The 15,899-nt window shown below is 72.8% G+C and carries 14 protein-coding genes; 8 read left to right on the forward strand and 6 right to left on the reverse strand.

All coding sequences use genetic code 11. From position 1 onward, the window contains the following. Positions 1-210: 210 nt before the first annotated feature. From ABIC70_RS27140 to ABIC70_RS27150, 3 genes are all read right to left on the reverse strand, one after another. Positions 211-3,102 carry a PAS domain S-box protein gene (locus ABIC70_RS27140; RefSeq protein ID WP_274926518.1) on the reverse strand — a complete coding sequence of 964 codons (2,892 nt, stop codon included), beginning with the start codon at positions 3,100-3,102 and terminating at the stop codon, positions 211-213. A 250-nt stretch (positions 3,103-3,352) separates the two neighbouring features. Beyond that, the gene (locus ABIC70_RS27145; RefSeq protein ID WP_043351061.1) at positions 3,353-3,712 is read right to left on the reverse strand and encodes a hypothetical protein; all 360 of its coding nucleotides are present in this window, start codon (positions 3,710-3,712) and stop codon (positions 3,353-3,355) included. Between the two features lie 107 nt (positions 3,713-3,819). After that, positions 3,820-4,920, reverse strand: coding sequence for an SMP-30/gluconolactonase/LRE family protein (locus ABIC70_RS27150; RefSeq protein WP_043387269.1), 1,101 nt, complete (start codon positions 4,918-4,920; stop codon positions 3,820-3,822). 216 nt (positions 4,921-5,136) lie between these two features. Here ABIC70_RS27150 and ABIC70_RS27155 point away from each other — a divergent pair, with 216 nt between their 5' ends. Further along, positions 5,137-5,379, forward strand: coding sequence for a DUF6894 family protein (locus ABIC70_RS27155; RefSeq protein ID WP_043387267.1), 243 nt, complete (start codon positions 5,137-5,139; stop codon positions 5,377-5,379). A gap of 3 nt (positions 5,380-5,382) precedes the next feature. After that, entirely contained in the window at positions 5,383-6,393 is a 1,011-nt protein-coding gene (ruvB, locus tag ABIC70_RS27160; RefSeq protein ID WP_354442176.1) for a Holliday junction branch migration DNA helicase RuvB, read from the forward strand. 56 nt (positions 6,394-6,449) lie between these two features. On the opposite strand, the gene ABIC70_RS27165 is transcribed toward ruvB, so the two are convergent. After that, positions 6,450-8,399, reverse strand: coding sequence for a putative bifunctional diguanylate cyclase/phosphodiesterase (locus tag ABIC70_RS27165; RefSeq protein ID WP_354442178.1), 1,950 nt, complete (start codon positions 8,397-8,399; stop codon positions 6,450-6,452). Positions 8,400-8,816: 417 nt separating this feature from the next. On the opposite strand from ABIC70_RS27165, the gene ABIC70_RS27170 reads away from it, so the two are divergent. Beyond that, complete coding sequence (locus ABIC70_RS27170) at positions 8,817-9,182, forward strand: MliC family protein (RefSeq protein WP_043351262.1); 366 nt, start codon at positions 8,817-8,819, stop codon at positions 9,180-9,182. A gap of 398 nt (positions 9,183-9,580) precedes the next feature. Beyond that, positions 9,581-10,285 (forward strand): phosphoglycolate phosphatase, encoded by a 705-nt coding sequence (gph, locus tag ABIC70_RS27175; RefSeq protein ID WP_354442180.1) that lies wholly within the window; start codon positions 9,581-9,583, stop codon positions 10,283-10,285. A gap of 102 nt (positions 10,286-10,387) precedes the next feature. On the opposite strand, the gene ABIC70_RS27180 is transcribed toward gph, so the two are convergent. Then, positions 10,388-11,101: a TetR/AcrR family transcriptional regulator gene (locus tag ABIC70_RS27180; RefSeq protein WP_278306211.1), complete on the reverse strand. Its 714-nt coding sequence runs from the start codon at positions 11,099-11,101 to the stop codon at positions 10,388-10,390. A gap of 164 nt (positions 11,102-11,265) precedes the next feature. Here ABIC70_RS27180 and ABIC70_RS27185 point away from each other — a divergent pair, with 164 nt between their 5' ends. From ABIC70_RS27185 to ABIC70_RS27200, 4 genes are all read left to right on the forward strand, one after another. Beyond that, positions 11,266-12,471 carry an acyl-CoA dehydrogenase family protein gene (locus ABIC70_RS27185; protein WP_043379413.1) on the forward strand — a complete coding sequence of 402 codons (1,206 nt, stop codon included), beginning with the start codon at positions 11,266-11,268 and terminating at the stop codon, positions 12,469-12,471. 70 nt (positions 12,472-12,541) lie between these two features. Then, positions 12,542-13,720: a beta-ketothiolase BktB gene (gene bktB / locus ABIC70_RS27190; protein WP_043379482.1), complete on the forward strand. Its 1,179-nt coding sequence runs from the start codon at positions 12,542-12,544 to the stop codon at positions 13,718-13,720. Positions 13,721-13,737: 17 nt separating this feature from the next. After that, positions 13,738-14,781 carry a phosphotransferase family protein gene (locus ABIC70_RS27195; RefSeq protein ID WP_354442183.1) on the forward strand — a complete coding sequence of 348 codons (1,044 nt, stop codon included), beginning with the start codon at positions 13,738-13,740 and terminating at the stop codon, positions 14,779-14,781. After that, on the forward strand, positions 14,778-15,140 hold the full coding sequence (locus ABIC70_RS27200) for a DUF6285 domain-containing protein (RefSeq protein ID WP_354442185.1): 363 nt from the start codon (positions 14,778-14,780) through the stop codon (positions 15,138-15,140). The genes ABIC70_RS27195 and ABIC70_RS27200 overlap by 4 nt, the downstream gene beginning before the upstream one ends. Before the next feature lie 237 nt (positions 15,141-15,377). On the opposite strand, the gene ABIC70_RS27205 is transcribed toward ABIC70_RS27200, so the two are convergent. Then, complete coding sequence (locus ABIC70_RS27205; RefSeq protein WP_043350215.1) at positions 15,378-15,761, reverse strand: CsbD family protein; 384 nt, start codon at positions 15,759-15,761, stop codon at positions 15,378-15,380. Positions 15,762-15,899: the final 138 nt, after the last annotated feature.

A 15,899-nucleotide genomic window follows, 5' to 3' on the forward strand; every position in this document is an offset into this window, starting at 1 on the left:
TCTCCAATTCGGGCACCGCGCTGAGGCCGTCCTCATGGGCGCGTCGGATCGGTATGGCAATGACGCCCGACCCCGCCCGCCCGTTCCGCGCGGGCCTGCCGCACCCCGTGTCCGGCGGGGGCACCGACGTTCCGCCGGGCGCCGCCCGGTCCGGCCCGACCGCACCGCCCCGGATGCGGCCGCCTGGCGCCCGACCGCGGCCTCCGGATCTCAGCCCTCGCCCCCGATGATGCCGCGGATGCGGGTGGCCAGCGCCTCCAGGGCGAAGGGCTTCGTCATCACCTGCATGCCGGGGCCGAGATGGCCGTGGTTGAGGGCGGCGTTCTCCGCGTAGCCGGTGATGAACAGGACCTTCAGGTCGGCACGGTGCTGGCGGCCGGCATCGGCCATCTGGCGGCCGTTCATGCCGCCGGGCAGGCCGACATCGGTGATGAGCATGTCGATGCGCACGTCCGACTGGAGCACCTTCAGGCCCGAGGCCCCGTCCGCCGCCTCGATCGCCGCGTAGCCGAGGTCTTCGAGCACCTCGGTCACCAGCATCCGCACGGTGGGCTCGTCGTCCACCACCAGGACCGTCTCGCCCTGCTCGGCGCGGGGGGCGTGGGCGAGGTCGGGCAGGCTCACCTCGGCCTCCGCCTCGCCGAGATGGCGGGGCAGGTACAGGCAGACCATCGTGCCCTGGTCGATCTCGGAGTAGATCCGGACCTGCCCGCCGGACTGCTTGGCGAAGCCGTAGATCATCGACAGGCCGAGGCCGGTGCCCTCGCCGATCGGCTTGGTGGTGAAGAACGGGTCGAAGGCCTTGGCGACCACGTCGGGGGTCATGCCGGTGCCGTTGTCCGAGACGCAGAGCGTGACGTACTGGCCCGGCTCCAGCTCGCGCTCCTGGGCGGCCCGGTGGTCGAGCCAGCGGTTGGCCGTCTCGATGACGATGCGGCCGCCCTCCGGCATCGCGTCCCGGGCGTTGATGCACAGGTTGAGCAGCGCGTTCTCGAGCTGGCTCGGGTCGACCAGCGTCGGCCACAGGCCGCCGGCCCCCACCGACTCGATCGCCACGGCGGGGCCGACCGTGCGGCGGACGAGGTCCATCATGCCCTCGACCAGACGGTTCACGTCCGTCGGCTTCGGGTCGAGGGTCTGGCGGCGCGAGAAGGCCAGCAGGCGGTGGGTCAGGGCGGCGGCGCGCTTGGCCGCCCCCTGCGCCGCGCCGATGTAGCGGTCGAGGTCGCCGACCCGGCCCTGCAGCATCCGGGTCTGCATCAGCTCCAGCGAGCCGACGATCCCGGCCAGCATGTTGTTGAAGTCGTGGGCGAGCCCGCCGGTGAGCTGGCCGACCGCCTCCATCTTCTGCGACTGGCGCAGGGCCTCCTCGGCGCGCATCAATTCGGCGGAGCGCGCGGCGACCCGCTGCTCCAGGGTCTCGTTGAGGCTGCGCAGCGCCGCGGTGACCCGGTCCCGCTCCGCCTCGACGGCCTTACGCTCGTCCACGTCGATCAGGACCCCGGGGAAGCTCAGGGGCGTGCCGTCCGGCGCATGGTCGACGCGGCCGTTCGCCTCCAGCCAGTAGTAGTTCCCGTCGGCACGGCGGACCCGGTACTGGTGCGCGTAGGCGCCCCCCCGGGCGATCGCGGCCGTGATGGCCTCGGCCAGGCCGTCGCGGTCGTCGGGATGTACGGTCTCCACCACCTGGGCGAGGCTCAGGCCCTCGCGGCCGAGGGCCGGATCGAGGCCGAAGCTGCGGGCGAAGGCCTCGTCGACGGTGAAGCGGTCGCTCGGCAGGTCCCAGAACCACGTGCCGATGATTGCGCCGGCCGCGAGGGCGAGCTGCACGCGCTGGATGTTGGTGCGGGCGAGCGCCTCGCTGGCGCGCAGCGCGTCCTCCGCCTGCCGGCGCGCCGTGACGTCCCGGAACAGCACCGAGACCTGACGCCGTCCCGGCGGCTCGACCCGGGCCGCCGAGACGTCGATGAAGCGGTCGGCCTGCGCGAAGAAGCGTTCGAACCGGATCGGGCGGCCGGTGCGGAGCACCCCGCCATACAGGTCGAGCCACGCATCCGCGTCCTCGGCCGCGACGAGGCCGCGCAGGGTCCGTCCGACGATGTTGGGAATGCCGGTGTGGCGCTCGTAGCCCGGATTGGCCTCGATGTGGACGTAGTCGCTCAGGGGGCCGTGCGGGCCGTCGAAGAACTCGATGATGCAGAAGCCGTCGTCGATGGCGTCGAACAGCGTCCGGTAGCGCTCCTCGCCGGCGCGCAGGGCGTCCCGGGCCTGCCGCTGCTCGGTGATGTCGCGCGCCACCCCGGAGAACCGCACCGGGCGCCCGTGGACGTCGCGCTCGATCTCGCCCTGCCGCGCGATCCAGCGGATCTCTCCGGTATCCGGCCGCCGGATCCGGTAGGTGACGTCGCGCGGGGCGTCGCCCCGGCGCCGGCTCGCTGCCGTCGAGACGAGGGTCTGGTCCTCCGGCAGGATCAGGGCCTCGACGATCTCGGCCGGGTAGGTGCTGCGCTCCGGCAGGCCGTAGAGCCGGCAGAATTGCGGGGTCGGGTGCAGGAGCCCGTCGTCGACCCCCACGGTGAACAGGCCGATCCCGCCCGCCTCCTGCGCCCGCAGCAGACGGGCCTCGGCCTCCCGGAGCGCCCGGTCGGCGGTGTCGAGGTCCAGGCTGTCCTGGAGCACCGCCACGTAGCCGACATGGGCACCGGCCCCGTCGCGCAGCGGCGTCACCGAGCCGGACATCCGCCGGCGGCCGCCGACGGCGCGCAGGTGCCAGTCCGCGTCCGCGACGCTGCCCTCGTCCAGGGCCCTGCGCAGAGCGGCCCCGGGATGGCCCGCCGCCCGGTCCTCGGGCGTGAACAGCGCCGCGAAGGGCTGGCCGCCCATCGCCTCCGCCGTCCAACCGAGGATGTCCTCGGCGCCGGCGTTCCAGGCGGTGATGCACCCGTCGCGGTCGAGGGCGATGGCGGCGAACCGGGCGGCGCCGTCGGGGATCGGCGGCGCGCCGCCGGTGCCGGTGGTCGCCGCCCGCGCCCGCAATCCGGCGGCCTCCTCCTCCAGCGCGCGGGCGCGCCGCAGGAGCATGTCGGTCCCTGTCGCGTCCACGCTCAGGGTCCGGGCGTCGCGACGGGCTCCGCCGCCGGCCGCGCGGACGCGACGGGGCCGATCTGCGCGGGGCGGTCGGGGCTGGTCGCCGGGGCGGGGAGGGCCGGTGAATCGGGCACGGGACTGGCGCTGTGACAGAGGTGGCGGGTCGTGGGGGCCTTCTGCCGGAAACGGACCTGGGACGCCACGGGAACGCACCATAACGCGCGGAAACCGCCAAGGCTGCGTCGGCCGGCCCGCGAGGACCGGGTCAGTGCGGCTCGGCGAGGCGGCAGGTGGCGCCGCTCGCGCGGGGCCAGCCGTAGTAGATCGTCTCGGCCTGCACGTCGGCGAGGCCCACGACCTCCGGCACCGAGGCCTGCTGCGTGTCGAGCACCGCCCCACCGGCCCCCGTGAAGGTACACAGGACGGTCACGTTCGTCGCCAGGTCCGGACCGGTGTTGCGCAGGTTGACCATCGCCCGCTGCGGCTCGTGGGAATCCGGTGGCGTGTGGAGCCGGGTCTCGCGAAGGACGAGGGCGGCGTCGGCCCGCGTCGGCGTCGCGCACGTGACGATCAGGCCGGCCGCCAAGAAGGCGGCGGCCGGCCGCGACGTCCGAATCCTGCGCATGATCCGTCCCTCCCATCCTCGCGCCGGGGCCCGGCCCCCGCTTCGGTCAAACTTGGGAACCGGCATCCCGGTTCTCCGCGCGGAGCGTCAGGCGCTTCATACCCGGCTCAGTTGCGCAGCGGCTTGGCGTCGATCTGCATCCGGTAGATCGTCGTCGGGAACTTGACCGCCGAGGCCTCGCCGCCGTTCATCGCCGGCGTGCGGTTCATCTGCGCCGCCGGGATCCACAGGCCGCCCTGCTCGTCGATCCACATCGCGTCGACCCAGACGAGCCGCGGGTCCTGCACCAGGGTGCTCATCGTCCCGTCCGGCGCGATCCTGAGGATCCGCAGGCCGTCCGTGTCGCTCGCGTAGATCGTGCCCGCCGCGTCGATGGCGGTGCCGCCCGTCGCCACGGTGGCGGCGTGGAGCTTGACGTGCTTGGCGCGCTCGTCGTCGCTCACGGTCGCGTCGTCGAGATACCGGGTCTCGATGCTGTAGAGCGGCCCGGTGCAGGCCTGATAGTAGAAGGTCTTGCCGTCCGGCGAGACCTCCAGCTGGTCGGCGTGGATGAAGAGCAGCTTGCCCTGGTCGTCCCGGAGCACCCGGCCCTGGCCGGTGAGCGGGCGCTGCGCGATGGTGGACCAATGGCCGTCGAGCACCCGCCGCAGGCCGCCGGTCTCGCGGTCGAGGACGATCAGCCCGGGCTGGCCGGCATCCGTCAGGTAGATGTGGCTGCCGTTGAAGCGGAAATCGTCGATGAAGCTCTTCTCGCCGGTCGCCGCCTGCAGCGGATAGACCTTGCGCACGGCGTTCGTGGCGAGGTCGATCTGCACGAGCTTCGGGCCGCCCGGCAGCGGCGCCGCGCCCATGCCCGGCGCGCCCTTGTCGACCACCCAGAGGTCCCCGTCCGGCCCGATCCGGATGGCGTTGACCGCCACGAAGGCCTTGGCCGGATCGTCGCCCGGCTTCCAGGCGTTCCAGGCCGCGTCGGGGAACGGGACCGCCTTGCCGTCCCGCCACTCGCCGAGTTCGAGGCCCGTGTCCTTGCTCTGCCGCTGGAACGGGGAGAACAGCCGGCCGTCCGGGGATCGGGTGATGCCGTTGAACACGAGGCTGTCCGATTTCACCATCGGCTTGAGGGCGTCGGACTCGGCCGGCGCCTCGGCGGCGCGGCCGGGCGTGCCCAGGGCGGCGGCCAGCAGGAGGGCGAGGAGCGTGGCGCGCATGGCGGTATCCCGGTCCGATGGTGAAGCGTCCGGGCCGGTAAGCCCGCAGGGCGCGCGGTGTTCCCTGCCGATCCCGTCGGCCGCAACCGAACCTCCGACGCCCCGGCCCCGCCGGGGGCGCCTGCGACGCTCCGCCGGGGCTGGATCCTGCGAAAATGAGAACATATAATGAACAAACGACGCGGGCCGCACGGGGCGGCCGAGGAGGAGCGAGGGATGGCCAAGTACCGGTTCCACTGCACCAACGGCCTCGAATGCGTGTTCGATGCCCGCGGCACCGAGGTCCGCGCCGCGGCACGCCTGGTCGATCGGGCCCGGAAGGTCGCCTCCGACGTGCGGCAGTCGCTGGCGAACCGGACCGACTGGGCCGAGTGGCGGGTGAGCGTGCACGACCTCTCGGGCCGGCGCGTCCTGGTCCAGCCCTTCGAGGGGGCGTCGGGCCGCGCCAGGGCGGCCTGAACGATGGCGCCGCTCCGGACGGGCGCGGATCCGGTCGCCGACGAGCCGGATCAGACGATCCGCCCTCTGAGCCTGTCCGAATTCATCGGGCAGCGTGCGGCGCGGGCGAACATGCAGGTGTTCATCGAGGCGGCGCGGAAGACCGGCCAGGCGCTGGACCACGTGCTGTTCGTCGGCCCCCCGGGCCTGGGCAAGACGACGCTCGCCCAGATCGTGGCGCGCGAACTCGGCGTGAACTTCCGCTCGACCTCCGGCCCGGTGATCGCCAAGGCCGGGGACCTGGCCGCACAGCTCACCAACCTGGAGGAGCGCGACGTCCTGTTCATCGACGAGATCCACCGGCTCAACCCGGCTGTGGAGGAGATCCTCTACCCGGCCATGGAGGATTACCAGCTCGACCTGATCATCGGCGAGGGCCCGGCGGCGCGCTCGGTCAAGATCGAGCTGCCGAAGTTCACGCTGGTGGGCGCCACGACCCGGGCGGGGCTTCTGACCACGCCGCTGCGCGACCGGTTCGGGATCCCGATCCGGCTGGAATTCTACGAGATCGACGAGCTGGAGCAGATCGTGGCGCGCGGGGCGCGGGTCCTGGGCCTGGGGATGTCGGCGGAGGGCGCCAACGAGATCGCCCGGCGGGCGCGGGGCACGCCGCGGATCGCCGGGCGTCTCCTGCGGCGGGTGCGGGACTTCGCCGTGGTGGCGGAGGCCGAGACGGTGACGCGGGCGATCGCCGACCGGGCGCTGCAGCTGCTCGACGTGGACGCGGCCGGGCTCGACGTGATGGACCGCAAGTACCTGAGCCTGATCGCGCGCTCCTTCGGGGGCGGGCCCGTGGGGATCGAGACGATCGGGGCGGCCCTGTCGGAGCCGCGCGACGCGATCGAGGACATCATCGAGCCGTATCTCATCCAGCGCGGCTTCGTGCAGCGCACCCCCCGCGGCCGCGTCCTCACCCGGCACGCCCACCGCCACATGCAGCTGCCGGAACCCGGGGCGGCCCCGGTGGCCGCCTGAGGCTGCGGCCCGACGGACGGCGCCGTGCCGGCGGATGGCGACGCGCCGCCCGCCCCTCAGGCCCTGCGACGCACCGCGCCGGCGTCGTGGTCCATCCGCTGGAGCAGGGCGGCGAGGGGCATCGGCCGGCCGATGTGATAGCCCTGGACGTAGCGGCTGCCGTGCCGCCGCGCCACGTCCAGCTGGGCCTGCGTCTCGATCCCCTCGACGATCCCGTCGAGACCGAGGTTGCGGCACAGGTCCAGGATCGTGGAGATCAGGCTGCAGCCCCGGTCCGTGTTGATGTCGACCATGAAGCTGCGGTCGATCTTGATCTTGTCCAGCGGCAGGCGGTGGACGTAGCCCAGGCTGGAATAGCCCGTCCCGAAATCGTCGAGCGCGATCTTGATGCCGAGGCTGCGCAGGGCGGTGATGGCCGCCTTGGCGTGATCGAAGTCGCGCATCAGGGCGGTCTCGGTGAGTTCGAGCGTCAGCCGGCGCGGGTCGAGGCCGCTGCCCTGCACCGCGGCCAGGATCGCCAGGACGGTCTCCGGCGAGGCGAGATCGTGGGCGGAGAGGTTGAAGGACAGGCCGGTCTCGGGCGGCAGCCGCGCGCCGTCGGCGAGCGCCTTGCGCAGGAGCAGGAGCGTGACCGTGTGGATCATGCCGCAGCGCTCGGCTGCCGCGATGAACCGGTCCGGCCCGACCTGGCCCAGCGACGGGCTCGTCCACCGCGCCAGACCCTCCACGAAGGCGATCCGCCCCGTCTCCGTGTCGAGGATCGGCTGGTAGTGCAGGACCATCTCGGCGGCGAGGTCGGCCGTCCGCAGGGCCGTCTCCACCGCCTGCTCGGCATGGATGGCGTCCTTGTGCTCCTGCGAGAACAGGGTCGTCGCGCCGCGCCGCTGCTCCTTCGAGTGGTAGAGCGCGTAGTCGGCGCGGTCGAACAGGGCGTCCGCGTCGCGCGTGGCCTTGCAGGAGAGGGCGAGGCCGCCCGAGCAGCCCGTGACGACCCGGATGTCGCCGATCCGCGTCGGCTGCTGCAGCGCCGTGCAGATGCCGTCGCAGAAGGCGAGCGCCGCCGCGGCCCCTTCGGACGCTCGGAGAATCACGCCGAATTCGTCGCCGCCCAGCCGCGTCACCACCACGTCGGCGCTGGCGAATTCCGCGAGGCGCCGGCCGGCTTCCGCCAGGACGCGGTCGCCGACATTATGCCCGTAGGTGTCGTTGATCGGCTTGAAACGGTCGAGGTCGAAGATGGCCAGGGCGAAGGGCGCGCCCGCCTCCGAGGGCGAGCGGATCGCCTCGTCGAGCTTCTGGAAGAAGTAGCGGCGGTTCGGCAGGCCGGTCAGGCTGTCGGTCTGGGCAAGGCGCGCATTCTCCTCGGAGAGCCGGCTCGCCACGGCCTGGGACGCCACGAGGTCGACGAAGGCCCGGTAGTTGGTATTGAGGGTCCGGACCATCACCACCGTCACGAAGGCCGTGTTCGCCGCGATGGCGAGGAAGACCTTGTTCCCGCTCGTCACGCAGCAGAACAGGAACACGCTCATGACGATGCCGGTCACCAGGAAGGCTGCGACCGGCAGATGGGTCAGGCAGAAGATGCAGGCGATCACCGTGACGGCCACGAAGATCGCCGCGTGGCCCTGCTCGTAGGGGCCGCCGAACCCGGTCAGGACCATCGCCCAGACCACGAAGACGATCGAGAAGAAGATCGTGAGCACCGTGGTCCGCCGCAGATGATGGACCGCCTGCGCCTCGCTCAACGTCTCGGGCCGCAGGCGCAGCCAGTGGACCCCGCGGATCAGGCACAGCGAGATCACGACCGCCGGAATGCCGAGCGTCAGGATGGCGGGCGCCAGGGCATAATGCGTCGCGGCGAGCGCGCAGGCATTGACCGAGAGCAGTCCGTAGAGGGACGGGACCTGTTTCTGCAGTTCCGCGAGCTGACGGATGGCGGTCAGGCCGCGCGGGGATTTGGTCAGCGCCGCGATCAGTGTCGACAGAGCGTGTTTCGGGCGGTTCATTGGATCTGCAGCTGCGCGATTTTCGCATTACTATTTTCCTTTCATTAAGGAGCCATTTAAGCGGCGCGCGCGGGCGGTGGTCAGCCACGACCCGGATTCGCGTCCTGGACAGCCCCGTCGCAACAGCCCCGGACGCTTGGCTCGCCGACCGGACCGATCTTCGATCGCGGCCGGCACACCGTGATGGACGAGACTGGACCGTGATCCGTCTTGTCGCGTTGGACAAATCGTGAATTATTTACTGTATTGGTCTTTGGTTACTGTGCGGCAATGAAATATTCTAGATCAATACAATTGTTCGGTCCCGCGCATTTCAAGTGATCCGGGAAGGCCTCCGATTGCCCGCAGGGCGCATCCCGGCGATGATCGTCGGGACGGCCGCCACGCGGCCGCCGGAACGTGTCTGGAGAGTGGTCGATGAGAATCCCTGCCCGTGCCGTCCGGCCCGCGATCCTCGTGGGCGGCCTGCTCGTGGCCGCCGGGCCGCACGGGGCTGCGGCCGGACCGGGGCGGCCCGAGACGATCCACGTGACCTTCGCCTGTCCGACGGGGCGGACGCTGGCCGTCACGTTCGTGAACGGCGCGGGGCCGGAGCAGGCAATCGTCCGGCCGGGCGACGGCGGCGCCGTCACCCTGCCGGTGCAGCTGAGCGGGTCGGGGTTCCGCTATGCCGACGCCACCCACGAGCTGCGGGGCAAGGGGCGGTCGGTCACGTGGACCGACGGGTCCGGCAAGCCCATCACCTGCACCGATCAGACGCCGGCCGGCTCCGGGCCGCGATAGGCGGTGCCGCATCCGGGCCGCCGGGTCCGGACGCGGATGCCTCCCGTCCGGTCACGCTTCGTGTCCCGGCGCGCCGGGCCATCGGGACGATCCGCGTCGCGGCGGCCGAGCGGATCCGGGCGGTGAGACGCCTGCCATCGGGGCGATCGCCCAGGAGGCCGGATTCGCCAGCCGCGTGCGGATGCGCCGCGCGATCCGCCGGGCCGCTCGCAATCGTCCGAACCCGCGGGGCCGGTCACGGGCCGGACATGGCCCGGACATGGCCGCGTCATCGCGGGTCGCGCCCGTTGCGAGCGGCGCTCCCTGGCCCGGCCGCGCGCGACCCGCTAGGAACCGCCCGTCCCGGAGACCGAAGCGTCGGCGTCCGGCGGCGGCCCCCCTCGACGCGGAGAACACCCTTGCCTGCGGCCCCGTCGCGCTTCGACGCCGTTCTCCTCGATCTCGACGGCACCCTCGTCGACAGCCTGGCCGATCTCCGGACGGCCCTCAACGCGATTCTGGCGCAGGAAGGCTTGCCGCCGGTCTCGGCCGCCGCGGTGCGGGCGATGGTGGGCGACGGCGCCCTGGCGCTGCTGCAGCGCGCCCTGCGGGCCTCCGGTGGCGACGCCGACCGGGCGGCGGAGCTGCTGCCGGCCTTCCTGGCCGTGTACGAGCCGATCGCGGCGGCCGGCACGGCCCTGTTCCCCGGCGCGGCGGAAGCCGTCCGCGCGCTCCGGGAGGCGGGCCTCGCGCTGGCGATCGTCACCAACAAGCCGGCCCGCGCCACCGGCCTGATCCTGGATGCGGTGGGGCTGACGCCGCTGATCGACACGGTGGTGGGCGGCGACACGCTGCCCCAACGCAAGCCCGATCCCGCGCCGCTCCGGGAGGCCCTGCGCCGGCTGGGGGTCGAGCCCGGCCGGGCCGTCATGGTCGGCGACATGCACCACGACATCGCGGCGGCCCGCGCGGCGGGCGTCGCCGCGATCCTGGCCCGCTACGGCTACGGGCGCCCCGAAGACGCAGACGCCGCCGACGCCGTCCTCGACGACATCGGCGGCCTGCGGGTCCTGATCGGGGCGCTGCCCGGGCCGCTGGCGTCGGGCCGCGCCCCGGCCTCCTAGCGCCTCGCCGCGAGGGCGCGGCGGCCGGGGACGCCCGGCGCCCGGGCGGTCCGTTCGCGGAGGGCGGCCGGCAGCGGCGCGAAGCGGGCCGCGCCGACGCGGTCAGGGCGCCGCGATGCCCTTCTCGACGAAGGCGATGACGCCGGCGATGTAGCGCTGGATCGGGATGCCGCGCTTCCGGTGCTTGGCCCGCTTCACGTACCAGTCCTGCAGGAGCGGCTTGATCAGCGCGGCGGTGAGATCGACGTCGGCGACCGCGAAGACGCCCGCCGCAACGCCGCGGGCGAGGACCTCGGCGAAGATGCGCTCCGTGGCGGCCTCGCTCTCGGTCGCCATCGTCCGGGCGGGGGCCGGAAACCCCTTCGCCTCCATGAAGGCGAAGACGAACCAAGGCTGCATCGCCTCGGTCAGGCGGATATGGGTCTCGATCAGCCAGCGCAGATGCGCGGCCGGATCCCCCTCGATCCCCGCGGGAGCCTGCCGCAGGACGGCCTCGGCCGTCTCGGCCACCTCGGTGAGGATCATCACCAGAAGCGTGTTCTTGTTGTCGAAGTACGAGTAGAGCCCGCCCATGCTGAGGCCCGAGGCCTGGGCGAGGTCGCGCAGGCTGGTCTCGTGGAAGCCCTGCCGGCTCGACAGCTTCAGCACCGCCTCGATGATCCGGGCGAGGTTGGCGGTGGCGACGTGATCCTTCCGGACGCTGATCCGGTCCCGGTGCCGCGCCAGGATCCGCGCGCAGATCGCCTCGGTCGCGTAGGCGTCCTTCGCCGGCAATTCGGCCGGACGGGCGGACGGGGGAGCGTCAGCGGGTCTCATCGATCCATCGTCGCGCGGGCCGGTCGGGGCGACGGCCGAAGACGGTCCCCGTCCCTTGGCCCGTTGCCAGTCGCCCTTAGCGCGTTGCCAGATCCGAATCCAGGCGATAAAAAGCGAGCGCTCGCTCGATTTTTATCGCCTGGGCCGGCACAGCAGGTGGGCTCATGGATTTCACCATCTCCCCGCGCGTCGAGGATTACCGCGCCCGGATCGCGGCCTTCGTGGACACGCACATCCTGCCGCTGGAGGCCGATCCGACGGCCTATGACGGCCACGGCAACATCAGCCTCACCGAGCTGGCCCGGCTGCGGGGTCTCGCCCGCGACCAGGGCCTGTGGTGCCTGCAGCTGCGGCCCGAGACCGGCGGCGCCGGGCTCGACAGGGTCGGCATGGCGGTCTGCTACGAGGCCATGAACCGGTCGATCTTCGGGCCGGTCGTGTTCAACGCGGCCGCGCCGGACGACGGCAACATGATGGTGCTGGAGAAGGTGGCGACGCCGGCCCAGAAGGCGCGCTGGCTCGCGCCGATCGTCGACGGACGGGTCCGCTCGGCCTTCGCCATGACCGAGCCGCATCCCGGCGGCGGCTCCGATCCGGGGATGATCCAGACCCGGGCCGAGCGGCGGGGCGACCGCTACGTGGTCACCGGCCGCAAGTGGTACATCACCGGCGCCGAGGAGGCCGCGCACTTCATCCTGATGGCGCGCACCTCCGACGACGCGCGGAAAGGGCTGACCGCCTTCCTGTTCCATAGGGACCAGCCCGGCTGGCGGATCCTGCGCCGCATCCCGATCATGGGGCCGGAGGAGCATGGCGGCCATTGCGAATTGCTGTTCGAGGGCCTGGAGATCCCGGCCGAGAACGTGCTGATGAGCGAGGGCGACGGCCTCAAGCTCACCCAGATCCGCCTCGGGCCGGCGCGGCTGACCCACTGCATGCGCTGGCTCGGCCTGTCGAAGCGCTGCGTCGCGATCGCCCGGGCCTATGCGGCCGAGCGGCACGGCTTCGGCGTGCGCCTCGCCGACCGGGAGAGCATCCAGCTGATGCTCGGCGACCTCGCCATGCGGATCGAGATCGGCCGCCTCCTGGTGATGAAGGCCGCCTGGGCGCTGGACCAGGGCAGCTTCGCCCGCAAGGAGGTGTCGATGGCCAAGGTGCACGTGGCCAACCTCCTCCACGCGGCCGCCGACACGGCGATCCAGATCAACGGCGCCCGGGGCTATTCCACCGACACGCCGCTGGAATGGATCTACCGCTACGCCCGGCAGGCCCGCCTCGTGGACGGGGCCGACGAGGTCCACAAGATGGTCCTCAACCGCAATCTGGAGGCCGAGGGCGACGCCTTCTGGTCGTGGGGTGTCGGGGCGTGAGCACGGCCTCGTCCAGGCTGTCCGCTGTCCCATCCGCCGATCGGCCGAGTAAGCCATGGAGCCCAAGACGATGACCGATGTCGTGATCACAGGCGCGGTGCGCACCGCGATCGGCACGTTCGGCGGCGCGCTCGCCGGAACGCCCCCCTCCGTCCTCGCCGCCCGCTGCGTCGCCGAGGCGCTGCGCCGGGCCGGGACCGCGCCCGAGGCGGTCGGCCACGTGGTCCTCGGCAACGTCATCCCCACCGAGCCCCGGGACGCCTACATCGCCCGCGTCGCCGCCCTGGAGGGCGGCCTCCCCAAGGAGGTGCCGGCCATGACGGTCAACCGCCTCTGCGGCAGCGGCCTGCAGGCGATCGTCTCGGCCGCGCAGTCCATCCTGCTCGGCGACGCGGAGATTGCGGTGGCCGGCGGGGCCGAGAGCATGAGCCGCGCGCCCCATCTCCTGACCACCGGGCGGACCGGGTCGCGCATGGGTGACGCCGTCCTCGTCGACTACATGCTCGGCGCGCTGAGCGACCCGTTCGGCAACGGCCATATGGGCGTCACCGCCGAGAACGTGGCCGAGCGCTACGCCATCCCCCGCGCCATGCAGGATGCCTTCGCGGCCGAGAGCCAGGCGCGCGCCGCCCGGGCGATCCGCGAGGGCCGGTTCCGCGATCAGATCCTGCCGATCGACGTGCAGCGGAAGCGCGAGACGGTGGCCTTCGACACCGACGAGCACCCGAAGGCCACGAGCGCCGACGACCTCGCCAAGCTCCGCCCGGCCTTCTCCAAGACCGGCAGCGTCACGGCCGGCAACGCCTCGGGGCTGAACGACGGCGCCGCCGCCCTGGTCCTGTCCAGCGCCGCGCAGGCCGAGCGCGACGGCGCGACGCCGCTCGCCCGGATCGTCGGCTACGCCCATGCGGGCGTGGACCCGTCCGAGATGGGCATGGGCCCGGTGCCGGCGGTGCGGCGCCTGCTGGAGCGGACCGGGCTGCGGGCGGGGGATTTCGACGTCATCGAGTCGAACGAGGCCTTCGCGGCCCAGGCCTGCGCGGTCTCCCGCGCCCTCGACCTCGATCCCGACACGGTCAACCCCAACGGCGGCGCCATCGCCCTCGGCCACCCGATCGGCGCCACGGGGGCGATCATCACCGTGAAGGCCCTCTACGAGCTGGCCCGGACCGGCGGCCGCTACGGTCTCGTGACCATGTGCATCGGCGGCGGCCAGGGGATCGCCCTGGCCCTCGAGCGCGTCCAGTGACGCGGCCCTGAACCCCCATGCTGGACGCAGGTCAAAGGACGGCGCTCTGCGCCTGGATCGGCCGGACCCTGGGGGCCGGGACGGTCACCCTCGACGACATCCGGCCGCTGACCGGCGGCTCGATCCAGGAGAACTGGATGCTGGCCTGCCGGGTCGACGGCGGCGAGCGGGGCTTCGTCCTGCGCAAGGACGCGCCGGCCACCATCGCGTCGAGCCGCCCGCGGGCCGAGGAGTTCCGGATCCTGCGCGCCGCCTTCGCGGCCGGCGTGCGGGTGCCGGAGCCGGTCGGATTCTGCGCCGATCCGGGCGTGGTCGGGGCGCCCTTCGCCCTGATGGGGCTCGTCTCCGGGGTCGGGCTGGGGCCGCGGGTGGTGAAGGACACGCGCCTCGGCGGCGACCGGGCGGCCCTGGCCGAGCAGCTCGGGCGGGAGCTGGCCCGGATCCACGGAATCCTGCGGGCCGATGGCCCCGGCCGCGCCACCCTGGCGGACGACCTCGCCTTCCTCGGTGCGCCCGACGCGCATCCGGCGCTCACCGAGATCCGCACCCTGCGGGCGAATCTCGACGGGATCGGCGCCGTGCGCCCGGCCCTCGAATGGGGCCTGCGCTGGGCCGAATGCCACGCGCCGCCCTGTCCCGAGCCGGTCCTGGTCCATCGCGACTTCCGCACCGGCAACTACATGGTCGATGCCGAGGGCCTGACCGCGATCCTCGATTGGGAATTCGCCGGCTGGGGTGACCCGGTCCAGGATATCGGCTGGTTCTGCGCCGCCTGCTGGCGGTTCGGCCGGCCCGACCTGGAGGCCGGCGGCATCGCCCCGCGGGCCGCCTTCTACCGCGGCTATGAAGCCGAGAGCGGACGCAGGATCGACCCGGAGGCCGTGCGCTACTGGGAGATCATGGCGCATCTGCGCTGGGCGGTGATCGCCCTGGAGCAGGGCCACCGCCACGTCTCGGGCCAGGAGACGTCGCTGGAGCTCGCGCTCACCGGCCGGATGGCGCCCGAACTCGAAGCCACGATCCTGCGCGAGACCGCGCCCGAACGATGGGGAGCCCGATGAGCGCCGCCTACCCGGACGCGCCCGCGGGCGCCGCCCTCCTGGCGGTGGCCCGGCAGAGCCTCCTCGACGAGGTCGCCCCCGCCCTGTCGGGGCGCCAGCGTTACGTCCTGCTGATGGCCGCCAACGCGATGGGCATCGTCCTGCGGGAGATCGAGCAGGAGGGTGCCGCCGCCGAGGCCTGGGCGCGGGTGCTTGGCGTGCTCTCCGCCGAAGGGGACGCCGCCGAAGGGGACGCCGCCGCGCCGGCGGCTCTGGTCGCAGCCATCCGCGCCGGCCGCTGCGACGGCGACGCGGCGCTCCACGCGGCACTGGTCGAGACGACGCGGATCGCCGCCAGCATCTGGAAGGCGCCGGGATAGCGGCCCGCGGGTCGCGCAGGGCGTGCGGGTGCCGCCGCGGAGGCGGGCCGCGTGGCCCCGGCCGGTCTCCCGGCGTCCGCGTCCGGGGCGGGCGCGGGAACGACGGCCGCCACGACGGTGCGTTACCTCAGTAGGTCCGGCCGGTGCGCTGGCGCCGGTCGAAGCGGCGGCCGACATAGTCGATGAGCTTCGGCACGATGAAGGCCGCCAGGATCTTGCGCAGCATGGGGGCCTCCTTCAGCGGGTGCGGCGGACGAGCCAGCCGGCCGCGAAGGCGAGCGCGGCCAGACCCAGCAGGGTGTTCGTGCGGTTGGCCTCGACCGTGCGGATCGCCTGCCGGCCGTAGACCGCGCCACGGCGGCGCACGTCCCGGGCGCGTTCGCGGCCCTCGCCGATGAGATGGTCGGCCCGCGTCCGGGCGGCCTCGGCCAGATGGCGGCCATCGTCGGCCAAATCCTCGGCCCGGTCGCGGGCGCGACCGTAGGCATACTGAGCGCCGCCGGCCACTTGGTTCACGGCGCCGCGCACTTGGCGGGCCGGGTCACCGGTCAGGCCGCCCAGGGCGGTCTGGGCGCGACCCTTGAGGTGACGGGACGCGCCACGGATCTGGTCGCGGTTCATGCTGCTCTCCTGTCTCGGGGTGATGGGACCTCGCCGGGGGGCTGCGGCGCCGGTGGCCCGGCGCCGCGGGATGAGGATCAGTGCTTGCCGGTGATCTTGTCGGCGAGGGTCTTGGCGCCGTCCTTGACGTCGCCGACG

Origin of the sequence: Methylobacterium sp. 1973, assembly GCF_040545035.1 — a bacterium.
GTDB classification, from domain to species: domain Bacteria; phylum Pseudomonadota; class Alphaproteobacteria; order Rhizobiales; family Beijerinckiaceae; genus Methylobacterium; species Methylobacterium fujisawaense.